The sequence below is a fragment of the Streptomyces taklimakanensis genome (assembly GCF_009709575.1).
In the GTDB taxonomy this organism is placed as follows: domain Bacteria; phylum Actinomycetota; class Actinomycetes; order Streptomycetales; family Streptomycetaceae; genus Streptomyces; species Streptomyces taklimakanensis.
In genome coordinates, this window is record NZ_WIXO01000001.1 from 2018197 (window position 1) to 2033654 (window position 15458).

Annotated in this window: 14 protein-coding genes; 5 read left to right on the top strand and 9 right to left on the bottom strand. The window is 72.4% G+C overall.

Annotated features, from left to right (window positions below; genetic code table 11):
• Positions 1–167: 167 nt before the first annotated feature.
• A complete protein-coding gene (locus F0L17_RS08830) occupies positions 168–776 on the bottom strand; it encodes a DUF2017 domain-containing protein (RefSeq protein ID WP_155070640.1) in 609 nt (202 codons plus the stop codon).
• The gene (gene clpS, locus F0L17_RS08835) at positions 776–1081 is read right to left on the bottom strand and encodes an ATP-dependent Clp protease adapter ClpS (protein WP_155073362.1); all 306 of its coding nucleotides are present in this window, start codon (positions 1079–1081) and stop codon (positions 776–778) included. The genes F0L17_RS08830 and clpS overlap by 1 nt, the downstream gene beginning before the upstream one ends.
• A gap of 276 nt (positions 1082–1357) precedes the next feature.
• Here clpS and F0L17_RS08840 point away from each other — a divergent pair, with 276 nt between their 5' ends.
• Positions 1358–2692 (top strand): nicotinate phosphoribosyltransferase, encoded by a 1335-nt coding sequence (locus tag F0L17_RS08840; protein WP_155070641.1) that lies wholly within the window; start codon positions 1358–1360, stop codon positions 2690–2692.
• Positions 2693–2866: 174 nt separating this feature from the next.
• Positions 2867–3460, top strand: a complete 594-nt coding sequence (locus F0L17_RS08845) for an isochorismatase family protein (protein WP_155070643.1) — start codon at positions 2867–2869, stop codon at positions 3458–3460.
• A 157-nt stretch (positions 3461–3617) separates the two neighbouring features.
• Here F0L17_RS08845 and F0L17_RS08850 read toward each other — a convergent pair whose 3' ends face one another.
• The 3 genes from F0L17_RS08850 to F0L17_RS08860 form a co-directional block, all read right to left on the bottom strand.
• Complete coding sequence (locus F0L17_RS08850) at positions 3618–3959, bottom strand: hypothetical protein (RefSeq protein ID WP_155073363.1); 342 nt, start codon at positions 3957–3959, stop codon at positions 3618–3620.
• Positions 3960–4106: 147 nt separating this feature from the next.
• Positions 4107–6488, bottom strand: a complete 2382-nt coding sequence (locus tag F0L17_RS08855; protein ID WP_162465975.1) for an immune inhibitor A domain-containing protein — start codon at positions 6486–6488, stop codon at positions 4107–4109.
• Between the two features lie 356 nt (positions 6489–6844).
• On the bottom strand, positions 6845–8491 hold the full coding sequence (locus tag F0L17_RS08860; protein ID WP_155070644.1) for an RDD family protein: 1647 nt from the start codon (positions 8489–8491) through the stop codon (positions 6845–6847).
• 264 nt (positions 8492–8755) lie between these two features.
• On the opposite strand from F0L17_RS08860, the gene F0L17_RS08865 reads away from it, so the two are divergent.
• Both F0L17_RS08865 and F0L17_RS08870 read left to right on the top strand, forming a co-directional pair.
• Positions 8756–9199, top strand: a complete 444-nt coding sequence (locus F0L17_RS08865; protein WP_155070645.1) for an SsgA family sporulation/cell division regulator — start codon at positions 8756–8758, stop codon at positions 9197–9199.
• 143 nt (positions 9200–9342) lie between these two features.
• Entirely contained in the window at positions 9343–9675 is a 333-nt protein-coding gene (locus F0L17_RS08870) for a hypothetical protein (protein ID WP_155070646.1), read from the top strand.
• 44 nt (positions 9676–9719) lie between these two features.
• On the opposite strand, the gene F0L17_RS08875 is transcribed toward F0L17_RS08870, so the two are convergent.
• Positions 9720–10214 (bottom strand): Lrp/AsnC family transcriptional regulator, encoded by a 495-nt coding sequence (locus F0L17_RS08875; RefSeq protein ID WP_155070647.1) that lies wholly within the window; start codon positions 10212–10214, stop codon positions 9720–9722.
• Positions 10215–10315: 101 nt separating this feature from the next.
• On the opposite strand from F0L17_RS08875, the gene hppD reads away from it, so the two are divergent.
• Positions 10316–11461 carry a 4-hydroxyphenylpyruvate dioxygenase gene (gene hppD, locus F0L17_RS08880; RefSeq protein WP_155070648.1) on the top strand — a complete coding sequence of 382 codons (1146 nt, stop codon included), beginning with the start codon at positions 10316–10318 and terminating at the stop codon, positions 11459–11461.
• Between the two features lie 187 nt (positions 11462–11648).
• Here the strand turns inward: hppD and F0L17_RS08885 are convergent, their stop codons facing one another.
• The 3 genes from F0L17_RS08885 to F0L17_RS08895 form a co-directional block, all read right to left on the bottom strand.
• Positions 11649–12440, bottom strand: a complete 792-nt coding sequence (locus tag F0L17_RS08885) for a S16 family serine protease (RefSeq protein WP_155070649.1) — start codon at positions 12438–12440, stop codon at positions 11649–11651.
• A 113-nt stretch (positions 12441–12553) separates the two neighbouring features.
• Positions 12554–13198, bottom strand: coding sequence for a helix-turn-helix domain-containing protein (locus F0L17_RS08890; RefSeq protein WP_162465976.1), 645 nt, complete (start codon positions 13196–13198; stop codon positions 12554–12556).
• 425 nt (positions 13199–13623) lie between these two features.
• Positions 13624–15411: a DEAD/DEAH box helicase family protein gene (locus F0L17_RS08895; protein WP_162465977.1), complete on the bottom strand. Its 1788-nt coding sequence runs from the start codon at positions 15409–15411 to the stop codon at positions 13624–13626.
• Positions 15412–15458 lie beyond the last annotated feature (47 nt).

A 15458-nucleotide genomic window follows, 5' to 3' on the forward strand; every position in this document is an offset into this window, starting at 1 on the left:
TGGGAGTTCCTACCACGCTGCGCTACCAGTAAAATGTGATGCAGATCACATGTCCATATTACGGTCGGATCACGAACGAAGATAACCAACCAAAAAGGACGTAACGCACGCACACGCGCACGCACCGTCCGAATACCGAACCCTTCTGACTACCGAGCGTGTTCGCTTCAGAACATCAGCGTCTGCACCAGGGACTCCTGCAGAGCCCCCAGCCACAGGTACGCCATCGCCATCGGTTTGCGCGGATCGCCGTCCGGCAGCGCGTACAGTTCGTCCCCGTCCTCGTCGGTGGCGAGTTCCAGGCGTGCGCCGATCGCCAACCGCAGGTCGTTGAGCGTGCCGAGCCACTGCCGCGCCTGCTCGGGGGCGAGGGTCAGCACCGCTCCCCCGTCGCCGGCCGGAGTGAGGGAGTCCAGGGCCCGCACGACCGCCAGGCCGTCCTCGCGCTTGCGGGCGCGCAGTTCGTTCTCGGTGTAGCGGCGGAACTCCGCGGCCGCGGCCGCCGTCTCCTCGTCCCGTTCGACACCGGGACCCCCGTAGGCGTCGGGGAAGAGCCGGGCCAGGGCGGGATCGGACGGGGGCTCGGTGGGGCCGTCGGCCATCAGCTCGGCCAGCGGATCCCGCTCCTCGCCCTCGGCCGGCTCGGCCCCGGGGCCCGGACCGACCAGCTCCAGGAGCTGCACGGCGAGGCTGCGCAGGATGGAGATCTCCACCTCGTCGAGCGCGACGGCGGCGCCGCCGGGCACGCCGGTCGCGGGTTCGAAGAGCCCCGCCATCAGCGGTCCTGCTGGAGGGTGGCCCACAGGCCGTACCCGTGCATGGCCTGCACGTCGCGCTCCATCTCCTCGCGGGTCCCGCTGGAGACGACCGCGCGCCCCTTGTTGTGGACGTCCAGCATCAGCTTCCTGGCCTTCTCCTTCGGGTACCCGAAGTAGCTCTGGAACACGTAGGTCACGTAGCTCATCAGGTTCACCGGGTCGTTGTGGACGACCGTCACCCAGGGGACGTCCGGTTCGGAGACCGGACGGACCTCCTCCTCCGACGCGGGGCGGGTGATCTCGGTGGGGGCGACCGACGCCAGGACCGCGCCGGTCGACGCACCGGCCGACGCACCGGCCGCGGCGGCAGCGGCCACCACATGGGCGGCACGCGGGCCGGGTACGCGGCCCGCGGCGCGCGGCCGCGCCGCCACGGCGGGGGGCGTCACCGTCCTGGGTGTGTCGTCGCTCACGGGTCCATGCTGCCACCCGCACGGGGTGGTGGCGCAAACGGCCCCTCGGTGGTGTCCGGCGTGTTCCGGGGCGTTCGCGCCACCAGATATCGTCAAACTGACGAGATAAGGGGTACCATCCTCACCATGAACACAGCAGACCTGGGCCTGCCGGTCGCCGTGCCGTCGACCGCGCTCTTCACGGACCACTACGAACTCACCATGGTCCAGGCCGCGTTGCGCGGTGGGACCGCCCATCGGCGCTCGGCCTTCGAGGTCTTCGCCCGCCGACTGCCCGAGGGGCGCCGCTACGGCGTGGTGGCGGGCACCGGGCGGGTGCTGGACGCGGTGGAGAACTTCCGCTTCGAGCCGGAGATCCTGCGCTTCCTGGGCGAGCGGGGCGTGGTGGACGAGCCGACCCTGGCCTGGTTGGCGGACTACCGCTTCCGCGGCGACATCAAGGGCTACCCCGAGGGCGAGGTCTACTTCCCCGGCTCGCCGATCATGCGCGTGGAGGGCTCCTTCGCCGAGTGCGTGCTGCTGGAGACGGTCATCCTGTCGATCCTCAACCACGACTCGGCCGTCGCCGCCGCCGCGTCCCGGATGGCCGTCGCCGCCGGCGACCGCCCGCTGATCGAGATGGGCGCCCGACGCACCCACGAACTGTCGGCGGTGGCCGCGGCCCGGGCCGCGTACGTGGGCGGCTTCTCCTCCACCTCCGACCTGGCCGCGGGGTTCCGCTACGGCATTCCCACCGTCGGCACCAGCGCCCACTCCTTCACCCTGCTGCACGACACCGAGCGCGACGCCTTCACCGCGCAGGTGGAGTCCATGGGCGCCGGCACCACGCTCCTGGTGGACACCTACGACGTCGCCGAGGCCGTGCGCACCGCCGTGGAGGTGGCCGGGCCGGGCCTGGGCGCCGTCCGCATCGACTCCGGCGACCTGCTGCTGCTCGCCCACCGGGTGCGGCAGCAGCTCGACGAGCTGGGAGCCCGGGACACGAGGATCGTCGTGACCAGCGACCTGGACGAGTACGCCATCGCCTCGCTGGCCGTCGCCCCCGTGGACGCCTACGGGGTGGGCACCCAGCTCGTCACCGGCAGCGGCCATCCGACGGCCGCCATGGTCTACAAACTGGTGGCCCGGGCCGACTCCGACGCCCCCGACGCCCCGCTGCGACCGGTGGCGAAGAAGTCGATGGGCGGGAAGCTGTCGGTGGGCGGCGTCAAGTGGGCCGCGCGCCGCCCGGACGCGGACGGCATGGCGGAGGCCGAGGTCGTGGGCACCGGCGAGGTACCGGAGGAACTGGCCGCGCACCAGCTCCTGGTGGACCTGGTGCGCGGCGGCGAGGTCGTGGCGCGCGAGCGGTTGGAGGCGGCCCGCGAGCGGCACGTGCGGGCCCGGGACGGACTCCCGCTGTCGGCGACGCAGCTCTCGCGCGGCGAGCCGGTGCTGCCCACCGAGTACGTCTCCGGCTGAACCGGACGGCACGGGGCGACGGGGCGCGCGGGCCGGCCGCGCGTCTCCCGGAGCGGACGTCGGGTGTCTAAGGTCGGACACGGGGCCGCCCGGCGTCCGCCACGCCGGCCCCGCACCACACACATCGAACCATCGCCGACCCCCCACCCACCATCCAGCGGAAAGGTGTGCGTCATGCACCGGGCACTGATCGTCGTGGACGTCCAGAACGACTTCTGTGAGGGCGGCAGCCTCGCGGTGGCCGGAGGCGCCGACGTGGCCGCGGCCATCACCGACCTCGTCGGGCAGACCACCGCCGGATACCGCCACGTGGTGGCCACCCGTGACCACCACGTCTCCCCCGGTGACCACTTCTCGGACCACCCCGACTTCCGCCACTCCTGGCCCGCGCACTGCGTGGCCGGGACCGAGGGCGTGGGGTTCCACCCGAACTTCGCCCCGGCCGTGGCCTCCGGCTCCATCGACGCGGTCTTCGACAAGGGCGCGTACGCCGCGGCCTACAGCGGCTTCGAGGGGAAGGACGAGAACGGCACCGCGCTCGCCCGGTGGCTGCGCTCCCGGGACGTCACGGAGGTGGACCTGGTCGGCATCGCCACCGACCACTGCGTCCGCGCCACCGCCCTGGACGCGGCGCGCGAGGGCTTCCGCACGCGGGTGCTGCTCGGGATGACGGCCGGGGTCGCCGCGCCGACCACCGAGCGGGCCCTGGAGGAGATGCGCGAGGCGGGCGTGGAACTGTCCGGCGAGCCGGTGGTCCGGAGCGCCTGACGCGTCCGGGGCGGCGGAAGCACCCCTGGAGGGCCCTGGGAGGGGCGTACGCGCCCTCCGGGGCGTCGGGGCCGGGAGGGGGCGGTCGGGGGCGCGGAGGGGCTCACGAGGCGGTACGGGCCCTCGGACGCCGAGGGGCCGGCGCACCGGGGGCCGCTCAGCCGGTGGGGGCCCGGCGCAGGGCGCCCACGGGCCGCCAGAAGCCGCCCGTGTCGTCGGTGCGGTCGCCTCCTGCGCCGCCTTCCCCGGGCGCCGGGCGCCAGACCAGGCCGTCGGGGTGGTGCAGCACGGCGGTGATCTCGTCGGGGGTGGGGGGCTCGGTGTTGCCGCGCAGGTAGACCGCGCGCAGCCCCAGGTTCCGCAGCCGGGTCAGGGCGCGGGCGCGGTTGGCCGCGTGCACCAGGAAGCGGACGCGCCGGCCGCCGTCTCCGGGCCGGGGCACCGAGAGGGCCACGACCACGCTGCCGTCCGGCAGCCGTGTCCAACCACCACCTGCCATGTTCACCACTCCCCCGTTATACATCACGCCCGCAAAGGGGCCGGCCGGTGCGGAACGATACCCGCTCACGACGCGGCCGGCCGCCGCCCAGCAGGGGCGGCGACCGGCCGGCTGTCGGTCGACCTCAACGATCGATGGAGAAGTCGATCACTTCCGCGAAGAGGGGCCGACCATGACCGTCATCGTCCTGCCGTGCAGCGGCTGGCCGAGGATGGTGATCCGCGTGTTGGTGTCGGGCACCTTCACGCTCGCGGTCGGGTTGGCCGGGTCCCAGTAGGTGCCCTTGCGGTCGTCGAAGACGGGCTTGCCCAGCTTCCAGTCGATCTTGGTGGGCTCGCCGTTCTTGTGCAGGGTCATGCCCCGCGTCGGGAACCAGCTGAAGGTGGAGTCGTAGGACTGGATGCGGTTGCGCATCAGCGTCCCGTCCGACCACCTCTCCGCCTCCGGGTGGGCGTCGATCGGCAGGACCAGACCCTCACCCGGGTGGACGCTGGTGTTGTTGTCCAGCTGGGAGGTGTCCCACAGCCAGATCAGCAGACCGTTCTGGTACGAGTAGCGCTCGACCCAGTCGGAGCGGGTGTTCTGCCAACCGAAGTTGTACGGACCGGTCTTCAGCGTCTTGTCGTACGAGACGTACTGCCGGTTCTCGGCGATGTAGAACTGCGGGTAGGAGTTGGTGAACGACTCCCCGATGCGGGAGAAGCCGGTCGCCGTCCAGCCGTTGTCGTCGCCCTCGGCGCCGTCGGTGAGGATCGCCTCGCCGTCGGCGGTGATGGTGATGTCGTCGGCCGTGAAGCCCTTCTCCGCGACGCCGCCGTCGGTGCGGTAGTGGAAGCGGAGCTGGATCTCCTGGCCCGCGTAGGCGTCCAGCGGGAAGGAGAGGTCGGCCCAGCCGCCGGACTCCCCGTCCAGGGCCGGGGCACCGCTGGCGTCGCGGCCGATGGCCTCGCCGTTCCTGGTGCCGTCCAGGGCGGTCCAGGTGGCGCCACCGTCGGTGGAGACCTGCGTGTAGAGGTAGTCGTACCCGGCCTCGATCTCCCACCAGCCCTTGAGGTCGAGCGACGCGGCGGAGGCGCCGGTCAGGTCGACGGTGCGGGTCAGGGAGTTGCGCAGGTCGTCACCGCTGCCGCTCCACCACTGCTTGGAGCCGGCGGCGGGCTCGACGACGGTGGTCGTGACCTCCTTCTCGGGGAGTTCGACGATCAGCGCCTGCGGGTCCTTGCCCTGCTTCGCCGAGACGCCCAGCTTGTGGACGGACTTGGTGGCGGCCTTGGCCGTCTCGTAGTCCAGCCAACCCAGCGTCAGCTTGTCCCAGGCGGTCATCTCGCCCGCCCAGTCGCCGATGGCGTCCTTGCCGTTGTTCAGCCAGGAACCGGACGACATCAGGGTCCAGAAGGCGGTGGAGTTCTCACCGCCGGCGGTGTCGTACAGGTCCGGCAGGCCGAGGTCGTGGCCGTACTCGTGGGCGAAGACGCCCAGGCCGCCGTTCTCGGGCTGCACGGTGTAGTCGCCGACCCAGATGCCGGTGTCGCCGATCTGGGTGCCGCCGGCCTTGTTGAAGTCCGGCCCGGTGCTGCCGTAGTCGGTGCCGTAGGCGTACCAGCGGTGGGCCCAGATGGCGTCCTCGCCCTGCGCGCCGCCACCGGCCGACTCGTCCTCGCCGGCGTGGACGAACTGGAAGTGGTCGATGTAGCCGTCGGCCTCGTTGAAGTCGCCGTCACCGTCGAAGTCGTAGCGGTCCCACTGGTCGTACTCGGCCAGCTGGGCCTTGATCTCCTCGGTGGTGCGGCCGGCGGCCTTCTGGTCCTCGACCCACTGGTTCACGCCGTCGCGGACGGCGTCCCAGACGGTGTTGCAGGTGCTCTGACCGCAGGCGTTGTTGCCGTAGCGGGCCTCGTTGTAGTCGATCTTGACCCAGTCGGAGACCATGCCGTCGACGGAGTACTTCCCGGAGGACTGGGTCTCGTAGTAGGTCTTGAGCGAGCCCTCGCCCTCTCCGAAGTAGATCTCCTCGAAGTGCTCCTGGCTGAAGTCCTCCTTCCAGAGCGTGGTGTTGTCCTGCTCGCGGTCGGGCTTGGCTATCTGGTTGTGCAGCGGACCGGGGGTACCGCCGTACCTCGGGTCGATCTTGTCGCCGAACTCGAGCAGGATCGTGAAGATCTTGTCGGTCTTGGTCTGCTCCATCTCGACGTACTTCTCGTCGCCGAGCTTCATGACCTTGGTGCCGTTCTTGGTCACGGGCTTCTGACCGGAGGCCAGGCGCTCAAGGGCCGCGAGCCGCTGGGAACGCTGCTTCTTGGTCAGCGGACCGGGCAGGTCGTGGGCCACGTGCTTGCCGTCTTTGGTCTTGCCGTGCCGGTGACCCTTGTCCTTGGCGTGGTCACTGTGCTCCGCCGCGGCCGGGTCGCGGCCGTCGGGTGCGGTTCCCTCACTGGCGTAGGCAGTGCCCGCGGTCAGAAAGGTCGCACCGATGACGGCGACCGTCGTGGCCAGTGCGGCGGATCTGATGGTCCTCCGTTGGCTCTTCACTAGGTATTGCCCTCCCCATGCATGGCCATGGCACGTGTGTCCACACGTGTGGAGGCATTCGACACGAGCGAAGAGCGAAAAAACAGACCTTGATTTGAACACGCCACACAAGTACGGTGGCCGACCATCCAGCTACGGATTCCGGACACTCCTGCCCGCTCGGCGGTGAACGCCGGGGCTGCGACACGGCTCCGTGCGCCCCCCGCGCACCGGCGGAAGACCGACGGCGGGTCAGACGGCGGACCGGGCAGCGGACCGGGCGGCGGACCGGACAGTGGACCAGGGGGCGTTCACCGGAGGTCCGGCCCCACCCCCGGCGGACGGGACAGGGTCCGATCCACCGGCCGGACGGCCCGTCAGCCGGTCAGGCCCGTCTCTCCCGAACCGCGGGCGACGAAGGTGCGCGCGACCTTGTCGTGCCAACACTGCCGCCACGGCCGGTCGAACAGGCACCACAGGACGTTCACCACACCGACCGCCAGCAGGGAGAGCACGCCGTACACCAACCAGCGGCGCAGCGCGGCCCCGAACGAGGGGGTGTCCTGGCCCTCGATGTCGAGCACCGTGACGCCGAACAGTCTCTTGCCGAGCGTACGGCCCCAGCGCGCGGTGGGCAGCACCTCGTAGAGGAGGCCGAAGAGGAGGAAGGCGCCGAGCACGATCGCCAGGTAGACGCCGGTGGTGCCGTCGACCAGCCACACCTGGCGGGTCACTCCGGCCCGTTCGACCTCCTCCACCCGCTCGCGGAAGTGGTCGACAGTGGGACCGACGAACGGGAAGGCCACCGCCCCGGTCACCGCGACGGTGAGCAGGCCGTCGACGAGCCGCGCGCCCAGCCGTCGTCCGAGCCCGGCGGGGCGCGCCTGTTGCCGCGCGGCCCGCAGGAAGGGGTCGTCGGCCGGGGGGCGCCAGGGCGTCACCCCGTCGGGGCCGCCCGGCCGCCCGGGCTGCGGCGGCAGCCCCGGGGTGGACGCGGGGGGATTCGCCGCGGGCGCGGGAACGTTCGGTGCGGGGGCGGCGGGGGACGGCGCGCGCTGGGCGAGTTCGCGTACCTGCCGCGTCCACGAGGGCTGCGCGGGATCGCCCGGCGTGGGGGTGTTCACGGCGGGCGCGGGGGCGGGGACGCCCGGCGCGGGGGCGGGGACGCCCGGCGCGGGAGCCGCCGGGGACGGTGCGACGAACGCCGGGGAGTTCGGCGCGGGAGCGTTCGGCGCGGGAACGCCCTGGGCCGGGAGAGCGGGCGGGGCGGCCTCGGGACGGCGCAGCCCCACGGTGTCCCCACCGCCGGCGGGACGTACGGGGCGCATCCGCATGGTCCCGTCCCCCTGGACGGGCACGTCGCCGGCGCCGTCCCGGTCCGCCGTGCCGCCCGTGTCGCCGGGGCCCCGGGTGCCGCGCGGGTCGGAACCCGGCCCCAGGGCCCGGGGGTCGGGGCCCGCGCCGAGTTCCGGGACGCCCCGGGGGGCGCCCGGGGCGTTCGCGGTGCCCGCGCCCCAGGAGACCCGGCCCTCCCGCTCGCCGTCGGGTCCGGACTGCCGCGAGGGATCCGCCCGCCAGACGCTCACGGGCTCGGACCGGCCACCGGGGTGGACGTCCACCTCGCCGCGTCCGCGCGGCTCCGGCAGCGCGGACGCGGCGGGGCCGGGACCGGGGGGCGCCGGAGCGGTCCCGGCGTCCTCGGGGCCGTCCTCGTCCAGGAAGACCGGCCCCGTCTCCTCGGCCGGGGACTCCTCCCGCTCCCGCGGCACGGCCGGACCCGGCGGCGACGGCGAGGAGGGAGGCGGGAAGGACGCGGGGGCGGCCGGGGAGGACTCCGAGGACTGCCGGACCCGCACCCCGGGCGGTGCCGGGGGCATCGGCTCGCCCTCGCGGGGCTCGGGCCGGCTGGTGCCCGGTACCCATGCGGCGCCGTTCCAGTAGCGGATGTACCCCGGAATGGACGGGTCGGGATAGTAGCCCGGACCCGGGCTGCCGTTGGCGGATGCTGACGGAGGGGCGCTCATGTGTACGGTCCCGTATCTGCTCGGCCGTTGTCGTGGCGTGTGCCGCTCCCCGCCGGTCCGCACGACCGGGGGGCGCTGGGTCCACATCTACCAGAGAGAGGACGCCCCTCGCCCCGGCCACCGGCGACCCGCCCCCCTTCCAGCGACACGGAACCGGGTCCGCGTAGCGCGTCGGGCGGGCGCCACGCCGTCCGGGCGGTGTCCCCACTCCTCTGGCGGGCCGGGAGAATCCCGGAAGAGACGCCACACGAAAGGGCGCACGGCATGGAGACCCCCATCGAACGGGAGTTGGTACTGGACCTGGTGTTGTCCCCGGAGCGGAGCATCGCCGTCCCGGCACGGCTCGCCTACCACGTCCACGACCCGTACGCGGTGCACATCACCTTCGACGCCCCCTCCGACAGCCCGGTGCGCTGGTCGTTCGCCCGCGAGCTGTTGTCGGAGGGGCTGTCGAGGCCCTGCGGGCAGGGCGACGTGCGGGTCTGGCCCGCCACGGTGGAGGAGGGGCGGGGCGTGGTGTGCGTCGCGCTCTCCTCGCCGACCGGCGACGCGCTGCTGCGGGCCCCGGCGGCCCCGGTGGCGGCGTGGTTGGAGCGCACGCTGCGCGCGGTCCCGGCCGGGAGGGAGGGCGAACGGCTGGGCCTGGAGGAGGGGTTGGGGAGACTGCTGGCGGCTCCCTCGGACGGGACGGACGAGGCGGGGCTGTGACTGTCGAGGGCGCGGGCCGGCCCCCGGCGGGGACGGGCGCCCCACCGGTCCCGTGGACCGCACGGGTCGCGGCCGCCCCCGGATGTGCCGAAAGTTCTTCGGAACTCGTCCCGCCGGAACGGTGTGTCCGCCATCATTCCCCCATGTCGAAGGACGATTTCCGGGCCGAAGCCCACCGGCGTGCGGAGTGGTACCTCCTGGAGCTGGAGGAGCGTCTCGATCCGGCGGCCTTCGCGCTGTTCCTGCGGGTGGTCGGCGGGGTGGACGCCGCCGTCCGGCGCCGCGAGGAGGACGTCGACATCGCCATGACCCCGTGGGAGCGGGAGCTGTTCGTCACCGAACTCCAGGACGAACTGGTCACCCTGCTGGGCCTGTTGGGCTTCCCGCCCGACCGGATCACGGCCGTGGCCGGGCCGCGCGGTACGGACGTCCCCGGGACCGGGGCCGCCGACCGCGCCGGTGACTCGGAGCCCTGACGCGCGCCTCCGTCCGGTCGCCGCCCGCCGGATCCGGCCACCGGTCAGTCGGTGTCCCCGGCGGCCTGGCGGACCAGCGGGACGATCCTCATCGGCACCGGGTTCTCCATGACGATGGCCGTCGAGGCCCGCACGATGCCCTCGAACCCCACCACCTTGTCGATCACCCGCTGGAGGTCCGCGTTGGAGCGGGCCACCAGCCGGCAGAGCATGTCGCCGCGGCCGGTGATGGTGTGCAGTTCCAGCACCTCGGGGACGGCCGCCAGGTGGGCTCGCACGTCCCCGCCCTGGCCCTGTCTGATCTCCAGCGTGGCGAAGGCGGTGACCGGGTAGCCGATGGCGGCCGGGTCCACGTCGGGGCCGAAGCCGCGGATCACCCCGTTGCTCTGCAACCGGTCCAGCCGGGCCTGCACGGTGCCGCGGGCCACGCCGAGCCGGCGGGAGGCCTCCAACACGCCGATGCGCGGTTCGGCGGCCAGCAACTCCAACAGCCGGCCGTCCAGCTCGTCGATGCCCACGACCCACCTCCTGGTGGTCATCCTGTACAGATCGCCCGGAGCCACCGGAGAACGACTGTACAAAGTGCTCAGCGTCCACACGAACTATTGCGCATCTTGTGGAACAGCGGGAGCCTGCGGCCATGACTGAGACCATCCACAGCACCCCTGGCACCGCCCGGCAGGCCGATCCCTTCCCGGTGAAGGGGATGGACGCGGTCGTCTTCGCCGTGGGCAACGCCAAACAGGCCGCGCACTACTACTCCACGGCCTTCGGCATGAAGCTCGTGGCCTACTCCGGCCCCGAGAACGGCAGCCGTGAGACCGCCGCCTACGTCCTGGAGTCGGGCTCCGCCCGCTTCGTCCTCACCTCGGTCATCAAGCCCTCCACCGACCGCGGACGGTGGCTGGCCGACCACGTCGCCGCGCACGGCGACGGCGTCATCGACCTGGCCATCGAGGTGCCGGACGCCCGCGCCGCGTACGCCTACGCGATCGAGCACGGCGCCACCGGGCTGGAGGAGCCGTACGAGGTCAAGGACGAGCACGGCACCGTGGTGCTCGCCGCCATCGCCACCTACGGCGAGACCCGCCACACCCTGGTGGAGCGCTCCGGCTACGACGGCCCCTACCTGCCCGGCTTCACCGCCGCCAAGCCGATCGTCGAGCCGCCCTCCCAGCGCTTCTTCCAGGCCATCGACCACTGCGTGGGCAACGTCGAGCTCGGGAAGATGGACGAGTGGGTGACCTTCTACAACAAGGTCATGGGCTTCACCAACATGAAGGAGTTCGTCGGCGACGACATCGCCACCGAGTACTCCGCGCTGATGTCGAAGGTCGTGGCCGACGGCAAGCGCAAGGTGAAGTTCCCGCTCAACGAGCCGGCCGTCGCCAGGAAGAAGTCGCAGATCGACGAGTACCTGGAGTTCTACGGCGGTCCGGGCGTACAGCACATCGCGCTCGCCACCAACGACATCGTCGCCACGGTGCGGGCCATGCGCGCCGCCGGCGTGGAGTTCCTGGACACCCCCGACTCCTACTACGACACCCTGGGCGAGTGGGTCGGCGAGACCCGGGTGCCGATCGAGGAGCTGCGCGAGCTGAAGATCCTGGCCGACCGCGACGAGGACGGCTACCTGCTGCAGATCTTCACCAAGCCCGTCCAGGACCGGCCGACGGTGTTCTTCGAGATGATCGAGCGCCACGGCTCCATGGGCTTCGGCAAGGGCAACTTCAAGGCCCTGTTCGAGGCGATCGAGCGTGAGCAGGCCCGGCGCGGCAACCTCTGAGACGCCCGGCGCGCACCGCGCCCGTCGATCCCGCGGCCCCGCCTCCCTGACGGCGGGGCCGCGGCCCGTCTCCGGGCCCCCTCCGGCGCCCGGCGACGGTCACCGGGTGCGGACCACCACCACCGTGCACGACCTTTTCATACGGGTTCATACGGGTCCGTGCGGGCTCATGCGAGGCCGGGAGGGCTCAGCAGGCGGGCACGCGTCCCCCGTCGCGCAGCGCGCGCAGCGCGTCGAGCGCTCCGTCGAGGGTGGTGACGGGCACCAGCCGCAGTCCGTCGGGGAGTTCGGTCCGCGCCGCGTCGCACTCGGCCTCCGGTACCAGGAAGACGGTGGCTCCGTCGCGCTTGGCCGCCTGGGTCTTCAGGGGGACGCCGCCGACCGGCCCGACGTCGCCGTCCGCGTCGATGGTGCCGGTGCCGGCGATCGTACGGCCGCCGGTGAGGTCCTCGCCGTCGATCTTGTCGATGATTCCCAGCGCGAAGAGCAGTCCGGCGCTGGGACCGCCGACGTCGGCCAGGCGCAGCTCGACCTCCACCTCGTCCTCGGACAGGCCCAGTTCGCCCAGGGCCGCGGTGACGGCGACGTCCTGCGACTCCCGCATCTGGGCGCTGGTGTGCTCCTCGATCTCCGCGGGATCGTCGCCGACGGGGTAGACGGAGTCGCGGGGCAGCACGGCCCGGTCGGTGTCGAACCAGCCGCTCACCACGTCGGCCAGTCGCACGGTGGTCTCCGGCGCCGTCGCCGCGATCGTGGTCGCCAGCAGCTCGCCCCGCGAGGCCCGGTCGTCGCCCGCCGGGTCGCCGTCCCCCTCGACGGTGATGACGGGCTCCCCCTGGTACTCCCCCAGGACGTTCGCGGTGATCCCGGGTTGGGCGACCGAGAACGGCAGCGGGGCCAGGGCGGCGACCGCGAGCAGTGCGGTGACGAGCGTGCCGCAGACCGCGAGGGTCCGGGTGCGGGGGGTGGGAGCCGGCATGGGAGCGAATCTAGTTCACCGCGGCGCGGTACGCGGAACCGACCGCCCGCGCCGACCACCGCGTCCGCTTCCCGGCACCGGGTGGCCGCGGCCGGAGTGCTCGGAGCCGGGTGTCAGCGCAGGAACTCGGCGACCTCCTGCGCCGCCTGCACCACGCGCGGCCCCACCTTCCGCGGCACCGACTCCGACAGCATCACCACGCCGACGCTGCCCTCGATGCCGCTGACGCCCAGCAGCGGGGCGGCGGCGCCACAGGCTCCTGCCTCCAACTCCCCGTGGGTGAGGACGTATCCGTCCTCCAGGTCCTGCTCCGGGTGGCGGCCGGCCAGGATGGCGCGGCCCGCGGCGCCCCGGTCCAGCGGGTGGCGGAAACCGGTGCGGTAGGCCACGTGGTAGTCGGTCCAACTGGGTTCGACGACGGCCACGGCCAGCGCCTCGTTGCCGTCCACGAGGGTGAGGTGGGCGGTGGCGCCCACGTCCTCGGCCAGGGCCCGCAGCGCGGGCAGGGCCGCCTCCCGCACCAGGGGGTGGACCTGTCGCCCCAGTCGCAGCACCCCGAGCCCGACGCGGGCGCGGCCGCCCAGGTCCCGGCGGACCAGGGAGTGTTGCTCCAGCGTGGCGAGCAGTCGGTAGACCACCGTGCGGTTGACCCCGAGCTTGTGGGAGAGCTCGGTGACGGTCAGGCCGTGGTCGGTGTCGGCTAGCAGTTTGAGGACGCGCAGTCCCCGGTCGAGCGTCTGAGATGTCTCCGCGGTCACGACGCCCCCCTCCTCGGGTGTGTGGCCGACGACCGCTCCCGGAAGGTGCGCCGCCGGTCCCGTCGGCGGACTCGCTAGCTGTTCCCGGAAAGCCGTCGGTCGCGTTGGCGGGCCGCACCGGCTGCGCTCCGAGGCGACGTTGCCACGGGGCGTGTGCGTGACGCGAAACTTAGCGACCGTCACCGCCCCCCGGAAGACTCTGTCCAGAATCCGGTCACCGCTGGCATGGTTTATCCGCATTGCGTACAGCCGCAGGTCACAGCGGTCCGGCCCACCCCCGACGAACGGTCGCACAGCCATGCGCACCCCGCACGGACGTGTACACCGGCACCCATCGGGCTTACCGTCCGGTAACCGGTGGGAGGCGCCGCGGCGACACCCCGCACCGTGGGCCCCCCACCGACGCGGAGGCGTCGGCCGCCGGCTCACCTCATCCGGGTGGCCCACTCCTGTACCTTGGCGATCCGCTGCCGGAGCTGTCCGGCCGTCGCCTCGGCGGTGGGCGGGCCGCCGCACACCCGGCGCAGCTCGGTGTGGATCACCCCGTGCGGCTTGCCGCTCTGGTGGGAGTACGCGCCGACCAGCGAGTTGAGCTTCCGACGCATCTCCAGCATCTCCTTGTGCGTGACCACCGGACGCTTCTCGGCGGGCGTCTCCAACAGATCCGCCTCGGCGTCCGGTTTGCGGCGGCTGTGCGCTATCTGCCGCGCCTGCCGCTTCTGGAGCAGCAGTTGCACCTGGTCCGGCTCCAGCAGGCCGGGGATGCCCAGGTAGTCCTGCTCCTCCTCGCTGCCGGGGTGGGCCTGCATGCCGAACTCGGCGCCCTCGTACATCACCCGGTCGAAGACCGCGTCCGACTCCAGCGCCTCGAAGGGCAGTTGGTCCTGTTCCCCGGTGTCCTCGTCCTGCTGCCTCTCGGCCTCCTTGAGGAGGTCGGCCTCCTCCGCGTACGGATCCTCGTCGCCCCCGCCCTTCTTGGGCTTGTCCAGGACGTGGTCGCGCTCGACCTCCATCTCGTGGGCGAAGCCCAGCAGCATGGGGATGGTCGGCAGGAACACCGACGCCGTCTCGCCGCGCCGCCGGGAGCGCACGAAGCGACCGACGGCCTGGGCGAAGAACAGCGGCGTGGAGATCGTCGTGGCGTACACCCCGACCGCCAGGCGCGGCACGTCCACGCCCTCCGACACCATGCGCACCGCCACCATCCACCGGTCGTCGGAGTTACTGAACTCCTCGATCCGCTTGGACGCGCCGGTGTCGTCGGAGAGCACGACGGTCGCGGGGGTGCCGGTGATCTCCCGGATCAGCTTGGCGTACGCCCGCGCCGAGTCCTGGTCGCTGGCGATCACCAGGCCGCCGGCGTCCGGGATCGCCTTGCGGACCTCCGACAGCCGGGTGTCGGCCGCGCGCAGCACGCTGGGCATCCAGTCGCCGCGCGGGTCGAGCGCGGTGCGCCACGCCTGGGAGATGGCGTCCTTGGTCATCGGCTCGCCGAGGCGGGCCTCCAGTTCGTCGCCCGCCTTGCTCCGCCAGCGCATGTTGCCGCTGTAGGAGAGGAAGATCACCGGGCGCACGACGCCGTCGGCGAGCGCGTTGCCGTAGCCGTAGGTGTAGTCCGCCACCGAACGGCGGAGGCCCTCGGCGTCCTCGGCGTAGGTGACGAACGGGATGGGGTTGGTGTCCGAGCGGAACGGGGTGCCGGTCAGGGCCAGGCGCCGGGTGGCCGGCTCGAACGCCTCGAAGCACGCCTCGCCCCAGGAACGGGTGTCGCCGGCGTGGTGGATCTCGTCCAGGATCACCAGCGTCTTGCGCTGCTCGCAGCGGTTGCGGTGCAGCATCGGACGGACGCCCACGCCCGCGTACGTCACCGCGACGCCGTGGTACTCCCGGCCGAGCGGGCCCGCGCTGTACTCCGGGTCCAGCTTGATGCCGACCCGCGCCGCCGCCTCGGCCCACTGCTTCTTCAGATGTTCGGTCGGCGCGACGACGGTCACCTGCTGCACGACGTGGTGGTGCAGCAGCCAGGAGGCGAGGGTGAGCGCGAAGGTGGTCTTTCCCGCACCCGGGGTCGCCACGGCGAGGAAGTCCCGGGGTTGCTTCTCGATGTAGAGGTCCATCGCGGCCTGCTGCCAGGCGCGCAGCTTGTTGGCCGTGCCCCACGGGGCGCGGCCGGGGAACGCGGGCGAGAGGTGGTGGGACGTGGTGGTAGTCACGGTCTCCGCTGAACTGACTCGGCGATCGGCAACCGCGTCAGCCTACC

Bases quoted from the DNA above. Each gene is read 5' to 3' on its own strand.
- hppD (WP_155070648.1), top strand. From the start codon at position 10,316: ATGACTGAGACCATCCACAGCACCCCTGGCACCGCCCGGCAGGCCGAT.
- F0L17_RS08885 (WP_155070649.1), bottom strand. From the start codon at position 12,440: ATGCCGGCTCCCACCCCCCGCACCCGGACCCTCGCGGTCTGCGGCACG.
- F0L17_RS08875 (WP_155070647.1), bottom strand. From the start codon at position 10,214: ATGACCACCAGGAGGTGGGTCGTGGGCATCGACGAGCTGGACGGCCGG.
- F0L17_RS08860 (WP_155070644.1), bottom strand. From the start codon at position 8,491: ATGAGCGCCCCTCCGTCAGCATCCGCCAACGGCAGCCCGGGTCCGGGC.
- F0L17_RS08840 (WP_155070641.1), top strand. From the start codon at position 1,358: ATGAACACAGCAGACCTGGGCCTGCCGGTCGCCGTGCCGTCGACCGCG.
- F0L17_RS08865 (WP_155070645.1), top strand. From the start codon at position 8,756: ATGGAGACCCCCATCGAACGGGAGTTGGTACTGGACCTGGTGTTGTCC.
- F0L17_RS08870 (WP_155070646.1), top strand. From the start codon at position 9,343: ATGTCGAAGGACGATTTCCGGGCCGAAGCCCACCGGCGTGCGGAGTGG.
- F0L17_RS08850 (WP_155073363.1), bottom strand. From the start codon at position 3,959: ATGGCAGGTGGTGGTTGGACACGGCTGCCGGACGGCAGCGTGGTCGTG.
- F0L17_RS08830 (WP_155070640.1), bottom strand. From the start codon at position 776: ATGGCGGGGCTCTTCGAACCCGCGACCGGCGTGCCCGGCGGCGCCGCC.
- F0L17_RS08845 (WP_155070643.1), top strand. From the start codon at position 2,867: ATGCACCGGGCACTGATCGTCGTGGACGTCCAGAACGACTTCTGTGAG.